This is a genomic window from Bacillus sp. z33 (assembly GCF_058313615.1).
Window position 1 is genome coordinate 70,230 of sequence record NZ_JBZFQN010000002.1, and the last position, 21,598, is coordinate 91,827.

General features: G+C 36.5%; 22 protein-coding genes and 2 pseudogenes. 13 read left to right on the forward strand and 11 right to left on the reverse strand.

What is annotated here, in order from left to right; translation table 11 throughout:
- Nucleotides 1-125 precede the first annotated feature (125 nt).
- Nucleotides 126-1,667, forward strand: coding sequence for a GNAT family N-acetyltransferase (locus AC4G3L_RS07355; RefSeq protein WP_491076318.1), 1,542 nt, complete (start codon nt 126-128; stop codon nt 1,665-1,667).
- A gap of 103 nt (nt 1,668-1,770) precedes the next feature.
- On the forward strand, nt 1,771-3,498 hold the full coding sequence (locus AC4G3L_RS07360; protein ID WP_491076319.1) for a phospho-sugar mutase: 1,728 nt from the start codon (nt 1,771-1,773) through the stop codon (nt 3,496-3,498).
- A gap of 104 nt (nt 3,499-3,602) precedes the next feature.
- On the opposite strand, the gene AC4G3L_RS07365 is transcribed toward AC4G3L_RS07360, so the two are convergent.
- Entirely contained in the window at nt 3,603-3,854 is a 252-nt protein-coding gene (locus AC4G3L_RS07365) for a YhdB family protein (protein ID WP_491076320.1), read from the reverse strand.
- A gap of 585 nt (nt 3,855-4,439) precedes the next feature.
- Nucleotides 4,440-4,973, reverse strand: a complete 534-nt coding sequence (locus tag AC4G3L_RS07370) for an LPXTG cell wall anchor domain-containing protein (protein WP_491076321.1) — start codon at nt 4,971-4,973, stop codon at nt 4,440-4,442.
- A 358-nt stretch (nt 4,974-5,331) separates the two neighbouring features.
- Between AC4G3L_RS07370 and AC4G3L_RS07375 the strand changes: the two genes are divergently transcribed.
- Nucleotides 5,332-6,759 (forward strand): SpoVR family protein, encoded by a 1,428-nt coding sequence (locus AC4G3L_RS07375; protein WP_491076322.1) that lies wholly within the window; start codon nt 5,332-5,334, stop codon nt 6,757-6,759.
- Nucleotides 6,760-7,184: 425 nt separating this feature from the next.
- Here the strand turns inward: AC4G3L_RS07375 and AC4G3L_RS07380 are convergent, their stop codons facing one another.
- Nucleotides 7,185-7,367 (reverse strand): hypothetical protein, encoded by a 183-nt coding sequence (locus AC4G3L_RS07380; protein WP_491076323.1) that lies wholly within the window; start codon nt 7,365-7,367, stop codon nt 7,185-7,187.
- 282 nt (nt 7,368-7,649) lie between these two features.
- Nucleotides 7,650-8,156, reverse strand: a complete 507-nt coding sequence (locus tag AC4G3L_RS07385; RefSeq protein ID WP_491076324.1) for a hypothetical protein — start codon at nt 8,154-8,156, stop codon at nt 7,650-7,652.
- Between the two features lie 476 nt (nt 8,157-8,632).
- On the opposite strand from AC4G3L_RS07385, the gene AC4G3L_RS07390 reads away from it, so the two are divergent.
- From AC4G3L_RS07390 to AC4G3L_RS07400, 3 genes are all read left to right on the forward strand, one after another.
- A complete protein-coding gene (locus AC4G3L_RS07390) occupies nt 8,633-8,779 on the forward strand; it encodes a hypothetical protein (RefSeq protein WP_491076325.1) in 147 nt (48 codons plus the stop codon).
- Nucleotides 8,780-8,863: 84 nt separating this feature from the next.
- Nucleotides 8,864-9,115: a hypothetical protein gene (locus tag AC4G3L_RS07395; RefSeq protein ID WP_491076326.1), complete on the forward strand. Its 252-nt coding sequence runs from the start codon at nt 8,864-8,866 to the stop codon at nt 9,113-9,115.
- 61 nt (nt 9,116-9,176) lie between these two features.
- The gene (locus tag AC4G3L_RS07400) at nt 9,177-9,530 is read left to right on the forward strand and encodes a hypothetical protein (RefSeq protein ID WP_491076327.1); all 354 of its coding nucleotides are present in this window, start codon (nt 9,177-9,179) and stop codon (nt 9,528-9,530) included.
- A 273-nt stretch (nt 9,531-9,803) separates the two neighbouring features.
- Here AC4G3L_RS07400 and AC4G3L_RS07405 read toward each other — a convergent pair whose 3' ends face one another.
- The 5 genes from AC4G3L_RS07405 to AC4G3L_RS07425 form a co-directional block, all read right to left on the reverse strand.
- Complete coding sequence (locus AC4G3L_RS07405) at nt 9,804-10,427, reverse strand: FMN-dependent NADH-azoreductase (protein ID WP_491076328.1); 624 nt, start codon at nt 10,425-10,427, stop codon at nt 9,804-9,806.
- A gap of 189 nt (nt 10,428-10,616) precedes the next feature.
- Nucleotides 10,617-11,660, reverse strand: a complete 1,044-nt coding sequence (locus tag AC4G3L_RS07410; protein ID WP_491076329.1) for an LLM class flavin-dependent oxidoreductase — start codon at nt 11,658-11,660, stop codon at nt 10,617-10,619.
- A gap of 11 nt (nt 11,661-11,671) precedes the next feature.
- Nucleotides 11,672-12,016 (reverse strand): DoxX family protein, encoded by a 345-nt coding sequence (locus tag AC4G3L_RS07415; RefSeq protein ID WP_491076330.1) that lies wholly within the window; start codon nt 12,014-12,016, stop codon nt 11,672-11,674.
- An 11-nt stretch (nt 12,017-12,027) separates the two neighbouring features.
- The gene (locus AC4G3L_RS07420) at nt 12,028-12,672 is read right to left on the reverse strand and encodes an NAD(P)-dependent oxidoreductase (protein ID WP_491076331.1); all 645 of its coding nucleotides are present in this window, start codon (nt 12,670-12,672) and stop codon (nt 12,028-12,030) included.
- A gap of 226 nt (nt 12,673-12,898) precedes the next feature.
- On the reverse strand, nt 12,899-13,759 hold the full coding sequence (locus AC4G3L_RS07425; RefSeq protein ID WP_491076332.1) for an SDR family oxidoreductase: 861 nt from the start codon (nt 13,757-13,759) through the stop codon (nt 12,899-12,901).
- A gap of 182 nt (nt 13,760-13,941) precedes the next feature.
- Here AC4G3L_RS07425 and AC4G3L_RS07430 point away from each other — a divergent pair, with 182 nt between their 5' ends.
- Complete coding sequence (locus AC4G3L_RS07430) at nt 13,942-14,493, forward strand: TetR/AcrR family transcriptional regulator (RefSeq protein WP_491076333.1); 552 nt, start codon at nt 13,942-13,944, stop codon at nt 14,491-14,493.
- A 288-nt stretch (nt 14,494-14,781) separates the two neighbouring features.
- On the forward strand, nt 14,782-15,354 hold the full coding sequence (locus AC4G3L_RS07435) for a hypothetical protein (RefSeq protein ID WP_491076334.1): 573 nt from the start codon (nt 14,782-14,784) through the stop codon (nt 15,352-15,354).
- Nucleotides 15,355-15,655: 301 nt separating this feature from the next.
- Here the strand turns inward: AC4G3L_RS07435 and AC4G3L_RS07440 are convergent, their stop codons facing one another.
- A complete protein-coding gene (locus AC4G3L_RS07440) occupies nt 15,656-16,384 on the reverse strand; it encodes a CBS domain-containing protein (protein ID WP_491076335.1) in 729 nt (242 codons plus the stop codon).
- A gap of 453 nt (nt 16,385-16,837) precedes the next feature.
- On the opposite strand from AC4G3L_RS07440, the pseudogene AC4G3L_RS07445 reads away from it, so the two are divergent.
- Nucleotides 16,838-17,470 (forward strand): annotated as a pseudogene (locus AC4G3L_RS07445) (SpoVR family protein); the annotation flags it as partial.
- A 42-nt stretch (nt 17,471-17,512) separates the two neighbouring features.
- On the opposite strand, the gene AC4G3L_RS07450 reads toward AC4G3L_RS07445, so the two are convergent.
- Nucleotides 17,513-17,881 carry a winged helix-turn-helix transcriptional regulator gene (locus AC4G3L_RS07450; protein ID WP_491076336.1) on the reverse strand — a complete coding sequence of 123 codons (369 nt, stop codon included), beginning with the start codon at nt 17,879-17,881 and terminating at the stop codon, nt 17,513-17,515.
- A 181-nt stretch (nt 17,882-18,062) separates the two neighbouring features.
- Here AC4G3L_RS07450 and AC4G3L_RS07455 point away from each other — a divergent pair, with 181 nt between their 5' ends.
- From AC4G3L_RS07455 to AC4G3L_RS07470, 4 genes and pseudogenes are all read left to right on the forward strand, one after another.
- The gene (locus AC4G3L_RS07455) at nt 18,063-18,614 is read left to right on the forward strand and encodes an NADPH-dependent FMN reductase (RefSeq protein ID WP_491076337.1); all 552 of its coding nucleotides are present in this window, start codon (nt 18,063-18,065) and stop codon (nt 18,612-18,614) included.
- 277 nt (nt 18,615-18,891) lie between these two features.
- A pseudogene (locus AC4G3L_RS07460) lies at nt 18,892-19,534 on the forward strand (SpoVR family protein); the annotation flags it as partial.
- 240 nt (nt 19,535-19,774) lie between these two features.
- Nucleotides 19,775-20,506, forward strand: coding sequence for an ABC transporter ATP-binding protein (locus AC4G3L_RS07465; protein WP_491076338.1), 732 nt, complete (start codon nt 19,775-19,777; stop codon nt 20,504-20,506).
- The gene (locus AC4G3L_RS07470; RefSeq protein ID WP_491076339.1) at nt 20,503-21,567 is read left to right on the forward strand and encodes an ABC transporter permease; all 1,065 of its coding nucleotides are present in this window, start codon (nt 20,503-20,505) and stop codon (nt 21,565-21,567) included. The genes AC4G3L_RS07465 and AC4G3L_RS07470 overlap by 4 nt, the downstream gene beginning before the upstream one ends.
- The last annotated feature ends 31 nt before the right edge of the window (nt 21,568-21,598 follow it).

Genomic DNA, 21,598 nt, shown 5'->3' on the forward strand with positions numbered 1-21,598 from the left:
TGGACCTTTTGTCAGCATGTCTTTGCCTATTAGTCATATAGCCATTCAGGATTGTTTGAAAAAATTAAAATATGGGAAAAAACAGAGGATAGAGAGAATGGCTTTTAAAAAGGAGTGTCATGTCTGTGACAGAGGAATTGGATTTAACAAAATATGAACATAAAATGGAAATTAGGCGAATGGAGATTCGCGATATAGATGATATTTTGGAGCTGCAAAAGCTTTGTTTTCCGGGGATGGATCCGTGGAAGCACGAGCATTTGGAGAGCCATTTATCCATTTTTCCAGAAGGGCAATTTGTAGCTGAACTAAATGATGAAGTAATTGGTTCATGCTCAAGTTTAATCATTAATTTTGATGAATATGATGATCGCCATACCTGGTCTGAAATAACTGATGATGGATATATTACGAATCATAATCCTGACGGCTTAAATCTATATGGAATTGAAGTTATGGTCCATCCAAAATATAGAAAGATGAAAGTTGGCCATCGTCTATATGAGGAACGCAAGGAATTAGCCCGTAGGTTAAATTTGAAAAGTATTATTATCGGCGGAAGGATTCCAAACTACCATAAATATGCAGATCAAATGACTGCACGTGAATATGTGGAAGAAGTACGCTTACATAAAATATATGATCCAGTTTTATCCTTCCAATTTTTGAATGAGTTTACACTTACCCGTATTAATCAAAACTATTTGGAAGATGACCGAGCATCAGGAAAAAATGCGACCCTGATGGAATGGAATAATGTAGATTATCGTCCTAAATCTAAACGGTATTATAAAACAGCTTATCCTGTTCGAATATGTGTCGTGCAATATATGATGAGAAAGATTCACTCATTCGAAGATTTTGCAAACCAAGTGGAATATTTCGTTGATGTTGCTGCAGATGCTGATTCTGATTTTGTAGTATTTCCAGAAATATTAACGACTCAATTAATGTCCTTTTTAAATGAAAAGGTTCCGAGTCAGGCAGTCCGAAAAGTAACAGACTTTACAGAGCAATATATTGAGCTGTTTACAAACCTAGCTGTCCGCTATAATGTGAATATTATTGGCGGTTCACATTTTGTGAAAGAAGAGGATGATAATATATATAATATTGCTTACCTCTTTAGGAGAGATGGGACAATCGAGAAGCAATATAAGCTTCACATTACACCAAATGAGAAAAAGTGGTGGGGAATTAGCGCTGGTGATGAGGTCAATGTATTTGATACGGATTGCGGAAAAATCTCCATGCTCATTTGCTATGATATTGAGTTTCCGGAATTGTCCAGGATTGCGGCAGATAAAGGAGCGAATATTATTTTTACACCATTTTGTACAGAAGATCGACAAGGATATTTGCGTGTAAGATACTGTGCACAGGCTCGTGCAGTGGAAAATCAGATATATACCGTCATTTCAGGAACAGTGGGGAATTTACCACAAACTGAAAATATGGATATCCAATATGCACAATCAGCGATCTTTACCCCATCTGATTTTGAGTATCCACGCGATGGGATCGTGGGCGAAACCAATGCCAATATTGAAATGGTACTCATTGGAGATGTTGACCTTGAGATTCTTAGACGTCAGAGATTATCTGGAACGGTACGCCAGTTAAAAGATCGCAGAAAAGACTTGTATGAGCTTCATTACAAACGATAATACTTGGAAAATATTTCTTTAGAGATATTCCTTAATAATATTCAAGAAATATTAAATATTTAGTAAAATAAAGAGGATCGTTTAATTAGGAGGAATAAAATATATGGATTGGAAAACAACTTATAATAGATGGAATGATCATTTGACGCTTGAACCAGAGTTGCATGAAAAACTAACTGCACTTGTGGATGATGAAGTCGCGTTAGAAGATTGCTTCTACAAAAATTTGGAATTTGGTACAGGCGGTATGCGCGGTGAAATCGGTGTTGGAACAAACCGCATGAATGTTTATACAATCCGTAAAGCAACACAAGGCTTTGCATCATATATTGAAAAATCAGGAGAAGAAGCAAAACAGCGCGGAGTGGTAATCGCTTATGATTCAAGACATAAATCACCTGAATTTGCAATGGAAGCAGCCAAAACACTTGCAACCAACGGGATTCAAGCTTATGTATTTGATAGCCTTCGCCCAACTCCAGAGCTATCTTTTGCAGTTCGATATTTACATGCAATCGGTGGGATCGTCATCACAGCAAGTCACAATCCACCAGAATATAATGGCTACAAAGTGTATAACGAAGATGGCGGACAATTACCGCCAGCTGATGCCGATGTTCTGATCGAGATGGTGAATGCAATTGAAAATGAACTCGAAATTAAAGTAGAAGAAGAGTCCGTATTACGTGATAAAGGATTAATTAAAATAATCGGCAAAGAAGTGGACGATGCCTATAACGAAAAAGTCCTCACGATTACTGAACAGCCAAATTTAGCAAAAGAAGTAGATGTGAAAGTTGTTTTTACACCATTACATGGTACAGCAAATCTTCCGGTTCGTCGTGCTCTAAAAGATTTGGGTTATGAACATGTAGAAGTGGTAAAAGAGCAGGAGTTACCAGACCCTGAATTCTCAACTGTAAAATCTCCAAACCCAGAAGAACATGCTGCGTTTGAATTAGCCATCACTAAAGGAAAAGAAATGGGTGCTGATATTTTAATTGCTACAGACCCTGATGCTGATCGTGTTGGTTTGGCTGTTAAAAATGATGAAGGGGAATACACTGTTTTAACCGGTAACCAAACAGGTGCGTTATTCTTAGACTATATCCTTTCTCAGAAAAAAGAAAAAGGAACATTACCTACTAATGGGATCATGTTCAAAACAATCGTAACATCAGAATTTGGACGTTCTATTGCTTCCAGCTATGGAGTAACAACAGAAGATGTTTTGACTGGTTTTAAATTTATTGGGGAAAAAATCAAGCAATATGAAGAGTCTGGAGAATATTCTTTCTTATTTGGATATGAAGAAAGCTACGGTTCTTTAATTAAAGATTTTGCCCGTGATAAAGATGCGGTCCAGGCTACCGTGATGGCTGTAGAAATTTGCGCCCACTACAAACGTAATGGTAAAACATTATACCAGGCACTTGAAGATTTATATGAAAAACATGGATATTATTTAGAAGGAATGCGTTCCCTGACTTTAAAAGGAAAGGAAGGAGCTGAACATATCCAGCAAATTCTAGCTACATTCCGTAAGGAGCCGCTAACATCTCTTGCGGGAGTAAAAGTAGTGGCTGTAGAAGATTATAAAGAAAGCACACGATTGGATTTACTTACGAATAAAGAAGAAGCAATTCATTTACCAAAATCCAATGTTCTAAAATATTTCTTTGAAGATGAATCTTGGGTATGTTTAAGACCATCAGGAACTGAGCCAAAAATCAAGTTCTACTTTGCAGTTAAGGATAGCCAAAAACAAGCAAGTGAGCAAAAGCTCCAATCCTTTATGAATGAAATGATGCAAAAGGTATCAGAAATATAAAAATAGAGAGCTGACTAAAAAGTCAGCTCTCTATTTTTTTGCGCCGTGTTTCGCTGTTTGCATTTAGCCGTATATTTTTCCCACCACAGAAAAAAATAAGGATATTAAAAAGTTTGCATTGCCCAACCCTCTTCCTCATTATCCGGAAGGAATGTGGCATGGTCAATATATTGAAGGAGGGCATTCAGGGTCTTTTCAACGGAGGTTTGCTCCTTTGAAAAATGATAGGCATGCAAAAAATGTTCAATTTTTTTGGACAAAAAGTGGTCTTTTGTCCGTACCATCAGAAGTAAGAGGTTATCCCATTCTGACCGATGTGTGTAGTACAAAGCACGATCATAATCAACCTTATCCATTTACTTCACACTCCTTTAAGTGGAGGAGTTAAAATTAGTTTGTTCAAAGTCATGATTTTATCACCCTGTAAAAGTTGGGCAGTTTGTAAAATGTAAATTTGAAACTTTCCATGGCTTAATTCTTGGCAAAGCGGTTATCCTAATACCATTAGCAATGGTTATTATCCTATATTAAATGTAGGAAGTGATAACTGTGTGTAGAATATGGGCTGGATGTTTTATATGTAGAAAAATAATGGAAGTTAGAATTGTATGTTGAAAAGATAATAAAAAATACACATACGCCATTTTATATGACTGACTAAAGGGAATTTGAATTACTCTAGAGGTCTTCTCCACTTGAGTGAATGAACCAATCGGATTTGCCTATTATTTACTGCGGGTTCATTAGAGTTAGATGATGTTTCTCATTCATTTTTTATAAAAATAATTATTTATTAAGTAAGTAGTATTGAGATGGATTTGGTGGGAGGAGACGAGCAAAAAGACTTGGATAATGATTTGTCATAGGATTTCGGTTAGATTCCTGTATTGTATATGAAGAAGCGACGGGGGCAGAGCAAACAAAAAACCAGCTAGTGCTGGTCATCGGGTATTTCGTCTGCGTCGCCAAAATATCCACGCGCCTGTCAAAAGAAGGAGTCCCGCAATGGCACTGGCTATTTTCAAATCTCGGCTTTGGGTGTATTCTAGATAGTCATCTTCGTCATAGGTAGCCTGCTCCCCATTTGGAAACATTTCCACATCCGTTTTCATCTGTGCCCAATCATCTGTCCGTCCGCAAGGGCTGACTCCGATGTGAAACCAATCGTTATATCCATATATAAGGTAGGTACCGTCTTCTTTAAGGGTTTCTTGCAGCCAATCTCGCGTCGTATCTTTCACAATGGTACGCGGTTCCAGGTCCCCTTTAAAGACCGTGACCACTTGTATAACGAACCTTCTTCCATCATGTTCCTTCACGATTCCTTTAAACACTGCATCGGCATCGTCAAATGCTTGTTCCACTGGTTGAGGTTCAGCACAGCTTAAGGCCCATCCCATTGTAGGGAAGGACAGTATCCCTAGCATGAGGAACAAGACTACTCCTAACCCTTTAGCGATACGCCATCCGTTCATACTGCTCCTCCTTCTTAATGACCTGCACACCCATAGATCAAGCAAGTCATTTTTTGCTATTTGGCTTTATTTAATCTTTATTTATAAGGATTAATTCAGGGATAATGTCCTTTTTTGTATTTTACCATCTAACGAGCATTAATCAGATAAAATAATAATTATTTAGAATTTTTTATATATATTATTCCTGTGCGTTTGTTGTTATGGAAAATAGATAGGTGAAAAAAAGTGCACAGATTTTTTGCGTCTAGAAAAGTAATAAAAATTAAAACATTACCATCCAAGATGGTTTTCCTCCATAATGTAAATCTTATAAACATGAATTCCCCATATCATCATATTTATTAAATAAGTAGTAATGAGGGGGGATTGGGTGAGAGAAGACGAGCAGAAAGACTTAGAATATGCCATTGATGAAATAACGGAAGTCGCGGTCGGATTTGGACTGGATTTTTACCCAATGAGATATGAAATCTGCCCAAGTGAAATTATTTATACATTTGGGGCTTACGGGATGCCAACTCGATACTCTCATTGGAGTTTTGGTAAACAGTTTCACAAGATGAAGCTTCAGTATGATGTGGGCTTAAGTAAAATTTACGAGCTGGTTATTAACTCTAACCCATGTTATGCCTTTTTATTAGATTCCAATTCCTTGATTCAAAATAAGCTGATTGTAGCGCATGTACTGGCCCATTGTGATTTCTTTAAGAATAACGTTCGTTTTAAAAATACAAAGCGGGATATGGTTGAAAGTATGTCTGCCACAGCGGAAAGAATTAGGCAATATGAGATTGATCATGGCAAAATGGAGGTAGAAAAGTTTCTTGATTCTGTCCTGGCGATTGAGGAGCATATCGATCCATCACTTGTACGTCCAAAACTAAATTGGTCCATGGATGAAGCAGAAACCGATGAGGAATCACCTGATATCATTACTCCGTACGATGATTTATGGAATATAGGTAATAAGGAAACGGGTCCAAAGAAAAAGGCAAAGGTGAAAAAGTTTCCGCCGCAGCCAGAAAAGGATATACTCCTGTTTATTGAGCAATACAGCCGCAATCTGGAGGATTGGCAACGAGATATATTAACCATGATGCGTGAAGAAATGCTTTATTTTTGGCCGCAGCTCGAAACTAAAATCATGAACGAAGGCTGGGCGAGCTATTGGCACCAACGCATCCTCCGCGAGCTTGATTTAACGAGCGGTGAGTCAATTGAATTTGCAAAATTGAATGCAGGAGTGGTGCAGCCATCAAGAACTGGCATTAATCCGTATTATTTAGGCATCAAAATGTTTGAGGATATTGAAGAGCGATATAACAACCCAGATGAAGAGATGATAAGGCGCGGGGTTAAACCGAATTCAGGCCGAGAGAAAATGTTTGAAGTGCGGGAGATTGAATCGGATATCAGCTTCATACGTAACTACCTGACAAAGGATCTGGTCATGCGTGAGGATATGTATCTGTTCCAGAAAAAAGGACGCGATTATAAGATTGTCGATAAGCAATGGAAAGCGGTACGAGATCAGCTTGTCGGCATGCGAGTTAACGGAGGGTTCCCTTATATAACGGTGAATGATGGGGACTATTTGAAAAATGGGGAACTTTACCTGAAGCATTGGTTTGAGGATATTGAGCTGGATGTAAAATACCTAGAGAAAGTCTTGCCGCATATGCATTATTTATGGGGAAGAACGGTTCATATGGAAACAGTGTTGGAAGGTAAGGGGATTTTGTTTAGTTATGATGGAAAGAGTGTGAGTCGGAAGTATGTGTGAGATGGAAGGGAGAGCCGTACAGTCGGCTTTCCTTTTTTGTGGTCAGTGATCTAAAGTAGCAAATAATTAAGTACAGAGCAACCAAAGTAGTATTGTCCTTAAATTATCATAAGCATTGATCCAAGAAGGATTAATGCTCTTTTTTGCTGAATTCCTTATTGTAGAAACAGGGCAGTTTAGCGAAGGAAGGATTTTAGTTTTATTAATGAAGAATTATTCACAAGAAGAATTAGATTATAAGGGTCCTGTTCTTATTAAATTAATGTGGTGATTGTGAATAGGAGCAGTCGTTCCTCCCTCCAAAAATTAACGTTTCTTCATAGTTTAGAAGAAAACTCGAATCTCCTTCCCAGGAAAAGGAAAGAAAAAGTTGAGATGGAACAAATAAAAAGCAGTGGTTTCGAATCCACTGCTTTTTTCTTGCATTAGAGGTTGCCTCCTGGTCCATTTCCATCATTTGGGTTAAAATGTTTGCGACTGGCATCATGATGACTGACATGATGCGGATCACGATGAGCCGATGGGTCTCCAGTGCCTTTCTTTTTATCAAAGTAGACAGCCATCGAGATTACCGCAGCAAGTGGCAAAAGAATAATCAACCAAATCACACGAACACCTCCTTTGAGTAAAGAACTATCTCCTGTTCCCCTTGTGTATACCATACAAATGAACTTTTTCATTAAAAACATTATTTATTTAGGCGTTTCAACCTTAGACGCTTCGGCCCTCTTTTTGTTAAATCTCATTCAATTCATATGGAATGGATTGACCATCCGTTTTTTTTTTTTTACTTCCTGGGTCATTCCCGTCACTTGGAAAATGATGATTCTGTGTTGCTCCATGCAGTGAATTATGTTCTGCTTCAAAGTATTTTGTGCCTTTTGTTTGTGTTATTGGTTATCATTCTCGTTATCTTCATCTGAATCATCATTGTGGTAAGGATACTCGTATATGTAATTTTCTAATCGTTCTAGCTCGTCTTTTAAAGCAAAGTTAGCAAATGGTAATAATATTCTTAGCTTTATAGCTTGAAACCAATTGCGGGGTATATACGAACCTTCTAAGGTTAATAGAGTTTCATACTCTTTTTCTTCAATGGTATAGCGTGAATAACTAATCCCCTCTTTTGTGATAGATTTGACGTTTACGAGTTTATTTTCTATATATTCAGTAATTTCACAAGGGATGCCTATAATTTTCTTTCCTACCTTTTGGCGACTGATATATTTCAAACCAATTCGCATAGGCTCATTTTTAATATCTGAATCGTAAACAGTTTTTACGTGTGTGGATGTCCACTTTATAAGATGTTCATCATTGTGAATATAGTCCATAATAACTGTTGGAGACACGTCATATAAACTAATGGTGTGTCCTTTAATAAAAAATTCATTCACGGTGCACTTGCTCCTTTTACACAAATTGGGTTATATACAGAATACTGGAAAATAATTTATAAGGCAATAATACGGTGCAAGTTTATGTTAACTGTTAGTTTCTTATTAGATGATGCTCCTTATGAAAATATTATTACAATTAAAGTATGACTTGAGATAAGAACTGTATGAAAGAATGGATTTTTTAAACTATCAGGGGCGTTCATTTAAGAAGGATTAATGCTCCTTTCTGTTGAACTCCTTATAGAAGAAAAGGGGCAGTTTAGTGAAATAAGCAATTCCTATTATTAGTTATATTTCATTTAATAATCACTCATAGACAGGCTTAATTATAAGCCTGTCTTTTTTAAGGCAGCTTTCGTAAACTTTGTTGCTTTTTCATAAGTAAAATTCGAAGTAATTAAAAAAATCGGTATAGTCGAAACAAAAGGATTGATTATTCGTATAAAGTATTAGATTAGAGAGGAGGTATTGTTTTGAAAACTAAAACAATAACTGGGTGGACTGAAAAAGGATTTGATAAAAAGTTAAATGAATTTATGTCCGACACTTCGTTAGAGATAATAGACGTGAAATTTGCTTCACCTATATTCTTTTATTCAGCGTTAATTTTGTATAAGTAGAAAAATAAAGGGATATTTATAAACAGATGTCGTCATTTTGAGTGATTGTAAGATACTTAAATTTTTGATAAGGGAGGTTTAAAAATGCCAGTAATTCTAAAGAGTTTTTTTTCAGCTATAATAATTTTTATGACTGTTTTTTCTATGATTAAAGTATTAAGTATAGCCTATAAAAGAAAAGATATTTTAATTTTAAAATATAGAGTTTTTGCAACTTCTTTTATAGTAGTAGGTATGTTAGTTGCTTCACTTTTACCTTTTGGTTATCAAAAAAAAAACGGGGGCATTACTTCAATATCAAGAGCTGTGATCAGCTCTTTTTTGTTATGCAGCTAAAGGGGCAGGTTAGTTTAACAAGATGATGGAAAATAGTCTTAAAATATATAAGGGGTGAAAAATGTTGATATCAACTTTAGATAAAGGGATTATCCATTTAAAAAGGACATCGCAATATGTCAACCGATTAAGGAAATTCAAGGTCTACCTAAATAATCAATATATAACTGATATAGCAGATGGAGAAGAAATTTCCATACCTGTTAGTGCTGGTAATCATCAGTTACATCTAACAATAGATTGGGTTAAGAGTGAAAAATATAAAATAGAATTAACAAGTGAAGATGCTATAAATTTGTTATGTGGTTCGCCTCTTAAAGGTATAAAAATTTGGATTCCTTTTGCCGTATTGGTAGCTCCGTTCATACCAAAGTGGTATCTTTTTATCAAAAAAGTTGATTCGATACCTTTTTAACGAAAATCTTCTCTTTCAACTAATAGGGGCGTTAATTCAAGGATTAATGCCTTTTTATATTGAAGTTCTTTCTTATAGAAGAAAAGGGGCAGGTTAGTGCAATAAGAAAATTTTATACAGCTCCAACTATCTATGGTTACTAGATATTTTATTAAACTAAAAACATAAATACATTATTGTATTGAAATCATATGAACAGGTTGATCAGTATTAAAAAAGTAGTAGTGCAAATTCAATATTTGCACTACTACTTTTAATTATAGAAAAAGCATCTTATAGTTTTGCTGCTGTTTCTCTTACTTTTTCCAAACCTTCCGCAATAATTGTTGGTGCGTTTTCAGGGTCTTGAGCATGGCCTTCTATGATTACTTCATCAATAATTTCAAAGCCGAAGAAGTTTGTCATAACGATACGCATATAATTCACAGACATGTCCATAGCATTCATCTCAGGTGAATTATAGAAGCCGCCACGAGCATTTAATAAAATGACTTTTTTGCCGCTTAATAAAAATTCTTTTTGACCTTGTTCATTATACTTGAATGTAAAGCCTGCTTGTAAATTGTAATCAATAAATGCTTGTAACGCTGATGGAATTGTTAAGTTCCATAATGGGAAAGCAAAGACTAGCACATCTGCATTTGTAATAGCTTTTTGCGCTTTTTGCTGGGCCGCTACTGAAGCAGCTTCCCTTTCGTTTAATTCTTCCCCAATTTGTAATTTGCCAAAGGCATCGAACAGATCTTGGCCGTAATGTGGCATGTTCTCTTCAAACACATCAAAAGTCGTAACTTGTAGCTTGTTATTTTTTGTTGCTTCTTCTACGAATGTTTCATACATCTTTGTTGAAATACCATCTGGACGATTGTTTGCCTTAATTACTAATACGTTAGTCATGACTTTAACCTCACTTTAGAATGTATTTCTCAACAAGAAATTGGTTCATATAAATATTTTAGAATATTAAATAAAATAAAGTCCAATCATACGAATCCAAATAATACTTGTTTATGCAAATAGATAAATCAAAATAAAAATATTTTAAAATAGTAATAATGTAAATTATTAAAGGGTTTATTAAACCGATTATTTACTTAATGCATTACGAACTATGGGAGCCACTTTATTCGCTAGTAAATCGATAGCTTTTTCTACACGAGCAGATGGTTGATTTCCCATATCAAATTGCCCCATAAAGCGTGTATGTCCGAATAATTCATGTTGGTATAGGATTTTCTCTGCTAATTCTTCAGCACTACCAACGGCTAAAATTTGATTGGCTATTCGTTGTGGCATCATTTGCTCAGCAGTAACAGGGTTGAAGAATTGCCCACGATCTTTCATAAAATGCTGCATGTACTGATTATAATAGGGTGAAAACTCACGCATCGCTTGTTCACCATCTGCCGCAATATAGCCATGCCCCGTTACAGAAACCTTTAATTTTGATAAATCATGTCCTGCTTCATTTGCGGCTTTCCAATAAAGGTTTGTTAAATATTGAACTCGCTCAGGCTCACCCCCCAGTAGCCCCATTGCCATATTTACCCCAAGCTTTCCTGCACGCACTGCACTGGCAGGCGTTCCACCAACACCGATCCACATTGGAATTTTCGGTTGCACAGGACGAGGAGCGATTTGCGCACTGCGAAGTGGTGAACGGAATTCACCATGCCAATTCACCACTTCATGTTCTTGTAATTGCATAAATAGCTCAAGCTTTTCTTCAAATAAACGATCGTAATCATCTAAGCTTGCTCCAAATAAGGCAAAGCTTTCTAAAAAGGCACCGCGGCCTAGAATGATTTCAGTACGCCCGTCGCTTAATAAATCAAGTGTGGCAAAGTCCTCATATACTCGAACAGGATCAGCTGTACTAATAACAGATAAGGTACTGGTCAATTTAATCTTTTTAGTTTCCCGTGCAATGGCTCCAAGTAGCATCGCATAGCTTGATGTCACAAAGTCTAAGCGGTGATGCTCGCCTGTACCAAACACATCAAGTCCTGCTTCATCTGCCCACTTTGCCATTTGAATGATGTTTTCAACCCGTTCCTTGGCAGATAACATATGGCCGTTTGCATCTGGTATGCGTTCGCCCAATGAATAAACTCCAAATTCAAAATTCATTTTTTCACCTACTATAAAAGAATAATAACTAACACTAATGCTAAAATTCCAAGAATTGCAATCATGGCTGTATCTTTAAACGTATCTTTCACGCGAATATGTGTAATAACTCCGCCGATACCAACAGCCACTAATATTGCAGCTCCAAGAACTGCTACTCCTTCGCTCCAGAAACCTATAATTAATAATATAGCTGCCCCTAACTCAACCAAACCTGTTACGACTCTAAACCACTGAGGATATCCCCATTTGGCAAACGCTTCTTTGTGCATTTTGGAACCAAATGTTTTCTGAACACCAGCCATTAAAAATAGCAAAGCTAAAATTCCTTGTAAGATCCAGGCTAAGATAGTCATAGTGTCTCCTCCTATTTGTTGAATACAATCGGCATTCTGCCAATCCACTCATTTTTTTTGATAGCATCGTACATGCACTGAGCCACATTTTTTCGCGAGACGCTCATTTTCGCTTTTGTATCTCCAAAAGAAATGGTATAGCCATTGCCGTCCGTTTTTACATTTGGATTGATAATTCTTACGACTGTCCAATCCACTTTACTTGCCTTCACCAACTGTTCAATGCCCTTCATTTCCTGATAGCCAGGAGGGAAAAACAACTTTGGCATAAGTGCAGGTATGATTGTTGCGAGTTGCTTTTTATCTTCATTTGAACTTGCAGATGGTGTGGCAAGAGTAATAAAACGTTCCACGCCTTGTCTTTCCATCACGTTTAAAATCATTTCGTGTGCATCACGAATCGGTAACTCTTTCACTTTTCGTCCACCATTTAGTTTAGGACCAAGGGTACTCACAACCGCATCTTGCCCCTTAATCGCTTCCGTTACGACCTTTTCATCTGTTAAGCTACCCACGATCATTGTTAAATTGTCATGCGATACGTTTAACGTACCTTCTCGACGAACGAATGCTTTTACCTTATCTCCATTTTGCAGGGAAATATTGATAAATTGTTGACCAATTTGTCCGTTGGCTCCAAAAACAGTAATATTCATTTAATAACCTCCGACACTATTTGTTTATGCAACACTTGTTGTAAATTAATAGTAATACGAATATAAACGCCGAACAACCAACAAAATGATAGGGAAAATCGTATATACAACATTTCAGTCCAAATGTCGTAAAAACAGGAGGTTATCAAACAATGATTAGAATCTTTTGCTTTAAAAGGCAAAGAAAAAACGCCTATGTAAACAATCGTTTACATAGGCGTTTTTATTAACCTAATAATTGGAGCAATGCTTCTTTAACAGAAGTCGGTTTACGGCCAAGTAGCACTTCTAAATCAGAATGAGTGTTTTCTAAATCGCCTTTACGAATTGCTTGTTGAATCATCAGAGTTATTGTTACTACCTCTTCTGGTAAATTCGTATCTTTTAACATTTCACCGTAAGCAGTATCATCAACAGCCAATACAGGAATTTCTTTACCTGTTACTTCATTTAATGCATCGACAAATTGTTGCTGTGTCAGATTTTCACCTGCTAATTCATACGTTTTATTCTCGTGTCCTTCACCTGCAAGTATATTTGCAGTTGCTTCTGCTAAATCTGGACGGTAAACCCAACCTACTTTCCCTTTACCTGCGGAAGTAACCCATGGAGCACCGTTTAAACATTGTTGAACAGTCCCTACTTCATTTTCAACGTACCAGTTATTACGGACGAACACATAAGGTATATCTGATTCTTTAATTATTTCTTCACGTATACGATGAACCTCTGCTAAGAAAAACTCACTCACATCCGCATGTGGGGCACTTGAATAGACCATTAATGAAATACCTGCTTCTTTTGCTGCATCTATTGCATAAGTCTGCTGAAGCTTTGTATTTTCTACATCAACACGTGTCGAAACAATAAATACACGATCGACACCTTGGAAGGCCTCCATTAAAGTTTCTTTCTTATCAAAATCAGTTTCGCGTACTTCAATACCCTGTGCAACCAAGGTCTTCGCTTTTTCTGATTGGGTATCACGTACACCTGCGATAATATTTGATGTCGATACTTTCTTCACTAAATTTTCTATAATTTTTGATCCTAAATGACCTGATGCACCCGTAACTAAAATTTTCATACTTTCTTCCTCCTATTTAATCATTTATCCTAGTCCAATTCGTTTGTTGGCACTTTTCGGATAAACAACACCTGTTGTATAATTAATTCTATACTCAATTAAAAAAAGCACAATCAACAATATAAGCAAAACATCGTATATACGACATTTCATTGAAAATGATGAAAAAATGGGAGGGCATTATGGAGAAGAAACTTGATCCACGTTTCCTAAGAACGCGGAAACTGATTATGGAAGCATTTATGGAGTTAGTCATTGAGAAGGACTTTAAAGATATTACAATAAAAGATATCACGCAACGGGCAACAGTTAATCGCGCAACGTTTTATTATCATTTCTTTGATAAATATGACTTATTGGAAACAGTAATCAGTGAAGATGTATTGCAAGGAATATTAAAAGATGTAACTTCACATAATATATTAACGCCAGAAGTTCTAAATGACATATTCTTTAGCTTATTATCCTTTCAGAGTGGGCTAGCCAATCAATGTTCACGTAGTTATGAAGCATTCACACCCAAAATTGAAACCATTGTAAAGGAAGAACTCGTCAGGGTATTTAAAGATTTATTGAAGCAAAAGTATCCGAATTGGACAAATGAAAAAGCAGAGTTGCATAGCATTATGATTAGTTGGAGCCTATATGGAATGTCGACTAAATATGTAAAGAGTGGTGATCAACCATCGGAAGGAATGATGAAGGAAACTTTTGTTACATTATTAAATGTTTAATTTTGGATATCCGAGATGAAAATCCAAAATTACTATTTAAGTAATAGATCAGAGTTAAAAATATCTGTAATTTGCGAAGTAATGTTGTTGAACTAACAGGGACTTTAGTTCAATAAAGTAGATAGCAAAAAAGCTGTCTCTTTTTTCTGGTATTAACAACAATCCTTGCGAAAACAGCCTTTCTCTATTAGGGATTTAGTTCTCTGTTTAACCAAAGGACAATCAGGTTAAAGGGTAAGGAATATGGAATTTCAAATTCATTCCAAAAACAACGAAGGAGGAACATGGATGAAGAGATGGATGGTCATAGGTTTCTTGTTTTTGCTGGTTGGGATAACAGCTTGTTCAAACACGTCCAATGAGTCGAATCAAAAAGATTCTCAAACGAATGAAAGTGTAACTGATGAGAATTCGTACGAAAAGGCTGAAGACGTAGTGAACCTATTGAAAAAAAATGAAGAGTTGCCGATTGGTGAAGTCAAAGTATATACTGCTGACAATGATCCAAATGAATTATTGGGTCGTCCTGGCGGATATACCAGTAAAGCGGACTTCCTAGATACTAATGTGGAGAAAAAAGCTATCGAGACAGCGGTGGAAGAAGGATCTAACGAAGTGGAAGTAAAACAATCCATTCGGGAGTCATTTGGAGTGGAAAACGGTGGAAGTGTAGAAGTGTTCGAAACTAATGAAGATGCTGAGAAACGCAAAGAATATATTGAAACTGTAACGAAAGAAATGGGCGGACTTCTGACGGAATATTCGTATGTGGAGAAAAACGTTCTTCTCCGATTATCCAAAAGTTTAACCCCTGACCAGGCGGCCGCCTATGAAACGGCTTTAAAAGAAACCATCAAATGAGTTGGGCAAAAACATCGCTAGATAATAGTGATGTTTTTGTGTGCTTACACATATACAATTATGTATACATATCCATTTTTGATGTTATTTGAAATTGTAAAATGATTTGAATAGGTGATAAATTATTTCTGTTAATTCAATTAGAGAATATGGTTAAAACTTTCTCAGAAAATGTAATTTGTTTTGCAGCTTCTTCAAAATTAAAAAAATTATAGCCTTCGCTTTTTCTGACGCTGTATCAATCCATCCTAAAAAGAAGAACTCAAGGATTAATATTTCTGAGTTCTTCTTTTTATAGGTTTTACATCTCGATGTCGACAATATCCCAAGCTGTGATGATACCCAAAGCTTTTTCATGTGGTTTACCGTGTTGAGTGACAATAATAGCTTGAAGATTTAATTGATTGTTGGATATACGGTTTTCGAAAATCTCTTTAACCTTAAATACACTGTCGTACCTACCAACAAAAGAAACATTTTCTGCATTTTCGTATTGAATAACTTCTTGGACGCTCATATTTTCCATTAACAGGCCGTCATCATTGAAAGCGTGTGCTATCCAGCGAGAGATGCCACCGTCTGTCAAAAGTGCAACGAAGTGGTTGTCATCATAAACAGGAATTTGCGAATATTCGCCTTTGCCTTCGTTCTTCATCAAGTCCAAAGCGGTTTTAATGTTGTCGGCAGAATGAATGATCGCCATTTCTTTCGAGCAAATTGATTCTGCCGAACGAGGACTTTTCAATTCTTCAACGAACTTTTCGATTTCTTCCACTATGCTGTGATGAGGAATCGCAATATAATCATCCAATCCATCATTTCCTTTTTCATGGACCATGACATTGCGCAAGTCATGGAATTTCGATAAGCGCGAGTTATTACGCTTATTTTTAATGATGGGATTGGTGCTTCTTCTTAGTAAAGTTTTAAAATCTGCGAATCCTTTGTCATTTTGATATTTAGGGTCTGTATCTTTCATATAAGTATGTATTCTGTTGTAAGCCATTTCAAACCTTTCTGCATTATTCATGTTTGTACCCCCAATGTATTTTAATATGTCTGTTGCTCCTGCCGTTTGCAAGGCCATGACCTAATTGCTAACTTATATAATAGTAAAACCCATCATGATTGATGGGTTTATTGTCTTCCCTTTACCTTCTTATCCTAAGCAATAACTTCATTCATCTTCAGGGTGGCAAAATGGACATTTTGAGTATTCGGATTCATCATAAACATTGTCACAGAAAGGACACATTTGCATTTTTTTCACCTTCTTCATTAACTTTTTATAATGTAGTATTAGTTTAAAAATTCAAATTTATATGTCTATTTACCTATATAATATCATATATTTGTGAAAAAAAGCACATAAAAAATAGTGCATTAGTTGAATAACGAAGACAGTAAAAAAGCTGCTTTTTTTATTAAGCCATTAGTAACAATGCTTACGAACAGAGCAATTAATAAAGATCCTTAGAAGAAGGAAGGCTGGGCGAACTATTGGCATCAACGTATCCTCCGCGAGCTTGATTTAACGAGCGGTGAGTCAATTGAATTTGCGAAATTGAATGCAGGAGTTGTGCAGCCGTCTCGAACAGGTATTAACCCGTATTATCTAGGTATCAAGATGTTCGAGGATATCGAAGAACGGTATAACAATCCAGATGAAGAGATGAGAAGGCGCGGGGTTAAACCAAATTCAGGCCGTGAGAAAATATTTGAGGTGCGGGAGATTGAATCAGATATCTCTTTCCTCCGCAATTACCTCACCAAGGATTTAGTCATGCGTGAAGATATGTATCTGTTCCAGAAAAAAGGGCGCGACTATAAGATTGTCGATAAGCAATGGAAAGCGGTACGCGATCAGCTCGTCAGCATGCGAGTAAATGGTGGATTCCCGTATATCACGGTCAATGACGGAGATCATCTAAAAAATGGAGAGTTATACCTAAAGCATTGGTTTGAAGATATTGAGCTTGATGTGAAATACTTGGAGAAGGTTCTGCCTCATCTTCATAATTTATGGGGGCGGACAGTTCATATGGAAACGATATTAGAGGGGAAAGGAATTCTCTTCAGTTATGATGGGAAGAGTGTGAGTCGGAAGTATGTATAAGAAGGAAAGGAGAGCCGAATGGTTGGTTCTCCTTTCTTCATTTTAAGGTTTTTTTGGCAAGCGATCTAGTTCCTTTAAATGTTGTAAATGTTCTAGTCCCCATACTTGCATCGCAATTAGGACAGATTTCAAATTCATGCCATACTCCGTCATTGAATACTCAACACGTGGTGGTACTTCGGCGTACACTTCACGATGCACAATGTCGTGATGCTCTAACTCACGAAGTTGATTTGGTAACATTTTTTTAGAAATGTCTGGAATGGCTCGTTGTAATTCGCTGAAACGTAACTTTTCGTTATTTGATAAATGGAAAAGGATAACAGGCTTCCATTTTCCAACAATTATTTCCATAGCAATTGCAATGTTTGCGCAATTATCTCTACTATGTGTGACTGTTTTTGTTTCCAATTTCAATCACTCCTTTTAGAAAGCCCATCAAATCCAATAGTCTATTTAAAGTGACTATGTATATTTGAGGTGCCTCCTATTTTTTATTACCGTAGGGTTTATAATAACATCATAAGTAAATTAAATATATAAAATTTACTTAAAATTAAGAATATTCAATAAAACTAAGGAGGAATTATAAATGTCTGGTGAAACTTTAAAAATCGGTATTATCTTAGGAAGTACTCGTGAAGGGCGAAACAGTCCACAAGTAGGTGATTGGGTGAAATCATTAGCAGATGAACGTGATGATGCTACATTTGAAATTATCGATATCGCAGAATTTGATTTACCATTCTTCGGTACAACAGCGATGGACGATGAACGTATCATCAAATGGAATCAAACGATAGGAGCATATGATGGTTTTATTTTTATTGTCCAGGAATATAACCACAGCATTACCGGTGCCTTGAAAAATGCACTGGATCTAGCACGGGAACCTTGGAACAACAAAGCAGCGGGTATCGTTTCTTATGGAGCAGTTGGTGGAGCGCGCGCAGCAGAACATTTACGAGGTATTTTAGGTGAATTAGCCATAGCTGATGTACGTACACATCCAGCACTTTCAGTATTCACAGACTTTTCAGATCATTTTACTTTCAAGCCAACTGACATACACGTTCCAGTTGTTGAAACAATGTTAAATGAAGTCATATCTTGGAGTGCAGCATTAAAAACAGTTCGTGACTAACTGTTTTGAGGTAGGTTTTAATGGTAAATTATCCACTTCCAATATTACGTGCAGAAGAAACTCCATAGCGAGGCAATTCGCATTTTCGCATTCATGTCACTCAGTTGAACTTGTACTAGGTAAAGCAGAAGGACCAGTAATGCCTCCACAATTTATGACTGAAAAGAATGACTTTTCTCCTTTACAGCTTGTCTGATTATATTCTTTATATCATTTAATATTTTTTTTCTTCTCGGTGAGATTGTTGGTGTATCAATTAAGCAAGGAAGACCCTTAGATGAACGAAGGTTGGGCGAGCTATTGGCATCAACGTATCCTTCGCGAGCTTGATTTAACGAGCGGGGAATCGATTGAATTTGCGAAGCTCAATGCAGGTGTGGTGCAGCCATCAAGAACATCAAGAACAAGCATCAATCCATATTATCTGGGCATCAAGATGTTTGAGAATATTGAAGAAAGATATAATAATCCTGATGAAGAGATGAGAAAACGCGGGGTTAAACCAAATTCAGACCGAGAGAAAATGTTTGAAGTGAGGGAGATTGGATATCTCCTTCCTCCGCAATTACCTCACAAAGGATTTGGTCATGCGTGAAGATATGTATCTGTTCCAGAAAAAAGGTCGCGACTATAAAATTGTCGATAAGCAATGGAAAGCGGTGCGTGATCAGCTCGTCAGCATGCGCGTAAATGGCGGGTTCCCGTATATCACGGTGAATGACGGAGATTACCTGAAAAATGGAGAGCTGTATCTAAAGCATTGGTTTGAAGATATTGAGCTCGATGTAAAATACCTGGAGAAGGTTCTGCCTCATCTTCACAATCTATGGGGGCGAACGGTTCATATGGAAACGATATTGGAAGGCAAGGGGATTTTGTTTAGTTATGATGGGAAGAGTGTGAGTAGGAAGTATGTATAGGAGGGAAAGGAGAACCGAAAAGACGGTTCTCTTTTCTTTGGTGTGATACCGTTTTTCAAGAATCAACAAATAGATATATATAGATGTTATCTAGTTTTTTGTTGCTTTTCATTAAGCTGGGTTTAGTGCGAAATACTAAAAAAAGTGAGTAATTACTCACTTTTTATTGAAAGGAACTCAACCAGGGATTATAATCAATGTGAGTGAGTAAACACTTACCTTTGAAAGGAGGACTACATAATGAGTGAAGCTAATGCTATTCAAGTTCAAGGAGTCACAAAAAGTTTCAGCAAAAAAGTGGTATTAAAAGATATCAACTTAGATATTAAACAAGGTAGTATCTATGGTTTTATAGGGCCTTCAGGAGCAGGAAAAACCACCTTGATAAAAATGATTGTTGGAATGGATGTTCCTGATAAAGGTTCTGTCTATTTATTAGGTGAAAAAATGCCTAATTTAAATATCCTGCAAAAAATTGGATATATGGCACAATCAGATGCATTATATGAGGCTCTTACTGGTAAGGAAAATCTTATGTTTTTCGCATCGCTCTTTAAGTTAGACAAAACTGAAAAACAGAAACGGATTGCCTATGCAGCACAATTAGTTAACTTGACCGCAGACCTTAATAAAAGAGTTTCAGCGTACTCAGGAGGTATGAAACGTCGATTATCTCTTGCAATCGCTTTAATTCAAAATCCCCAAGTTTTGATATTAGACGAACCTACTGTGGGAATAGACCCTGAATTAAGATTAAGTATTTGGAATGAGCTGTTAAGATTGAAAAACGAGGAAGGCAAAACGATTATTGTAACGACTCACGTAATGGATGAAGCCGAAAAATGTGATTATATCGCAATGGTTAGAGATGGTTCATTCATAGCATCTGGCACACCTCGCCAATTGAAAGAACAATATAATGTCAATAGTTTAGATGAGGTATTTTTGGATGCTGGGAGGAAAGTACAATGAGAACAGTAGCACTTATTAAGAGGATTTTATTGCAAATACTTAGAGATAAGCGTACCTTGGCTCTTCTCTTTGTTGCTCCATTATTAGTATTAACACTAATGAACCTAGTCTTTAATGGCAATACCGTTGATCCTGTTTTAGGAGTTGCTAATGCGAATCAGCAAATCATCGAAAAATTAGAAGACGCAGATATTGTAGTAAAAGAATATAACAAAGTTTCTAATGTTAAGGATATGATACTTGATAAAGATTTAGATGGTTTTTTACAAGTGGAAGGCGACCAAACAACCTTAACTTTACTGAATAATGATCCGACAATAGCGAAAAGCTTAGAAATGAAAGTAAAGCAAATTGATACTCAAGCAAAGCAATTAAAATTGATGGGGACTAACGCAATACAGAGTGAATTGCTCTCACAAGATTCCTTGAACACAAATTATGTTTATGGCAGCAGTGAAACAGAGCTTTTTGATACCTTTAGTCCTATTCTAGTCGGGTTCTTCGTCTTCTTCTTCGTCTTCTTAATCTCTGGCATAGGCTTATTAAACGAAAGAACAACTGGCACGTTGGAGCGACTATTAGCAACACCTATTAAAAGAGGAGAGATTGTCGCAGGATACCTTGTTGGCTATGGTTTACTGGCATTGATACAGACTGTTATTATCGTTTTGTTTGCGATAAATGTATTGGATATGGTTTTAGTTGGTTCCATTTGGACGGTTATGTTAATCAATGTCATCATTGCTCTTGTGGCCTTGTCACTTGGAATATTATTATCTTCTTTCGCAAGTTCAGAGTTTCAGATGATTCAGTTCATACCGATCATTATTGTGCCACAAATATTCTTCTCGGGTATTTTCTCCATTGAGGGAATGGCGGATTGGCTACAAGTATTCGCAAACTTTATGCCGTTGTATTATGCAGCAGATGCGTTAAAAGGAGTAATGTACGAGGGTTTAAGTTTATCTGATATTAGTAGTAACCTATATATTCTTTTGGCTTTTGCAGCAGTGTTTATCGTTTTAAATTTGTTTGCTTTGAAAAAGTATCGTAAGCTATAATACGGAAGCGATATAGCTTTAAACAAAGATG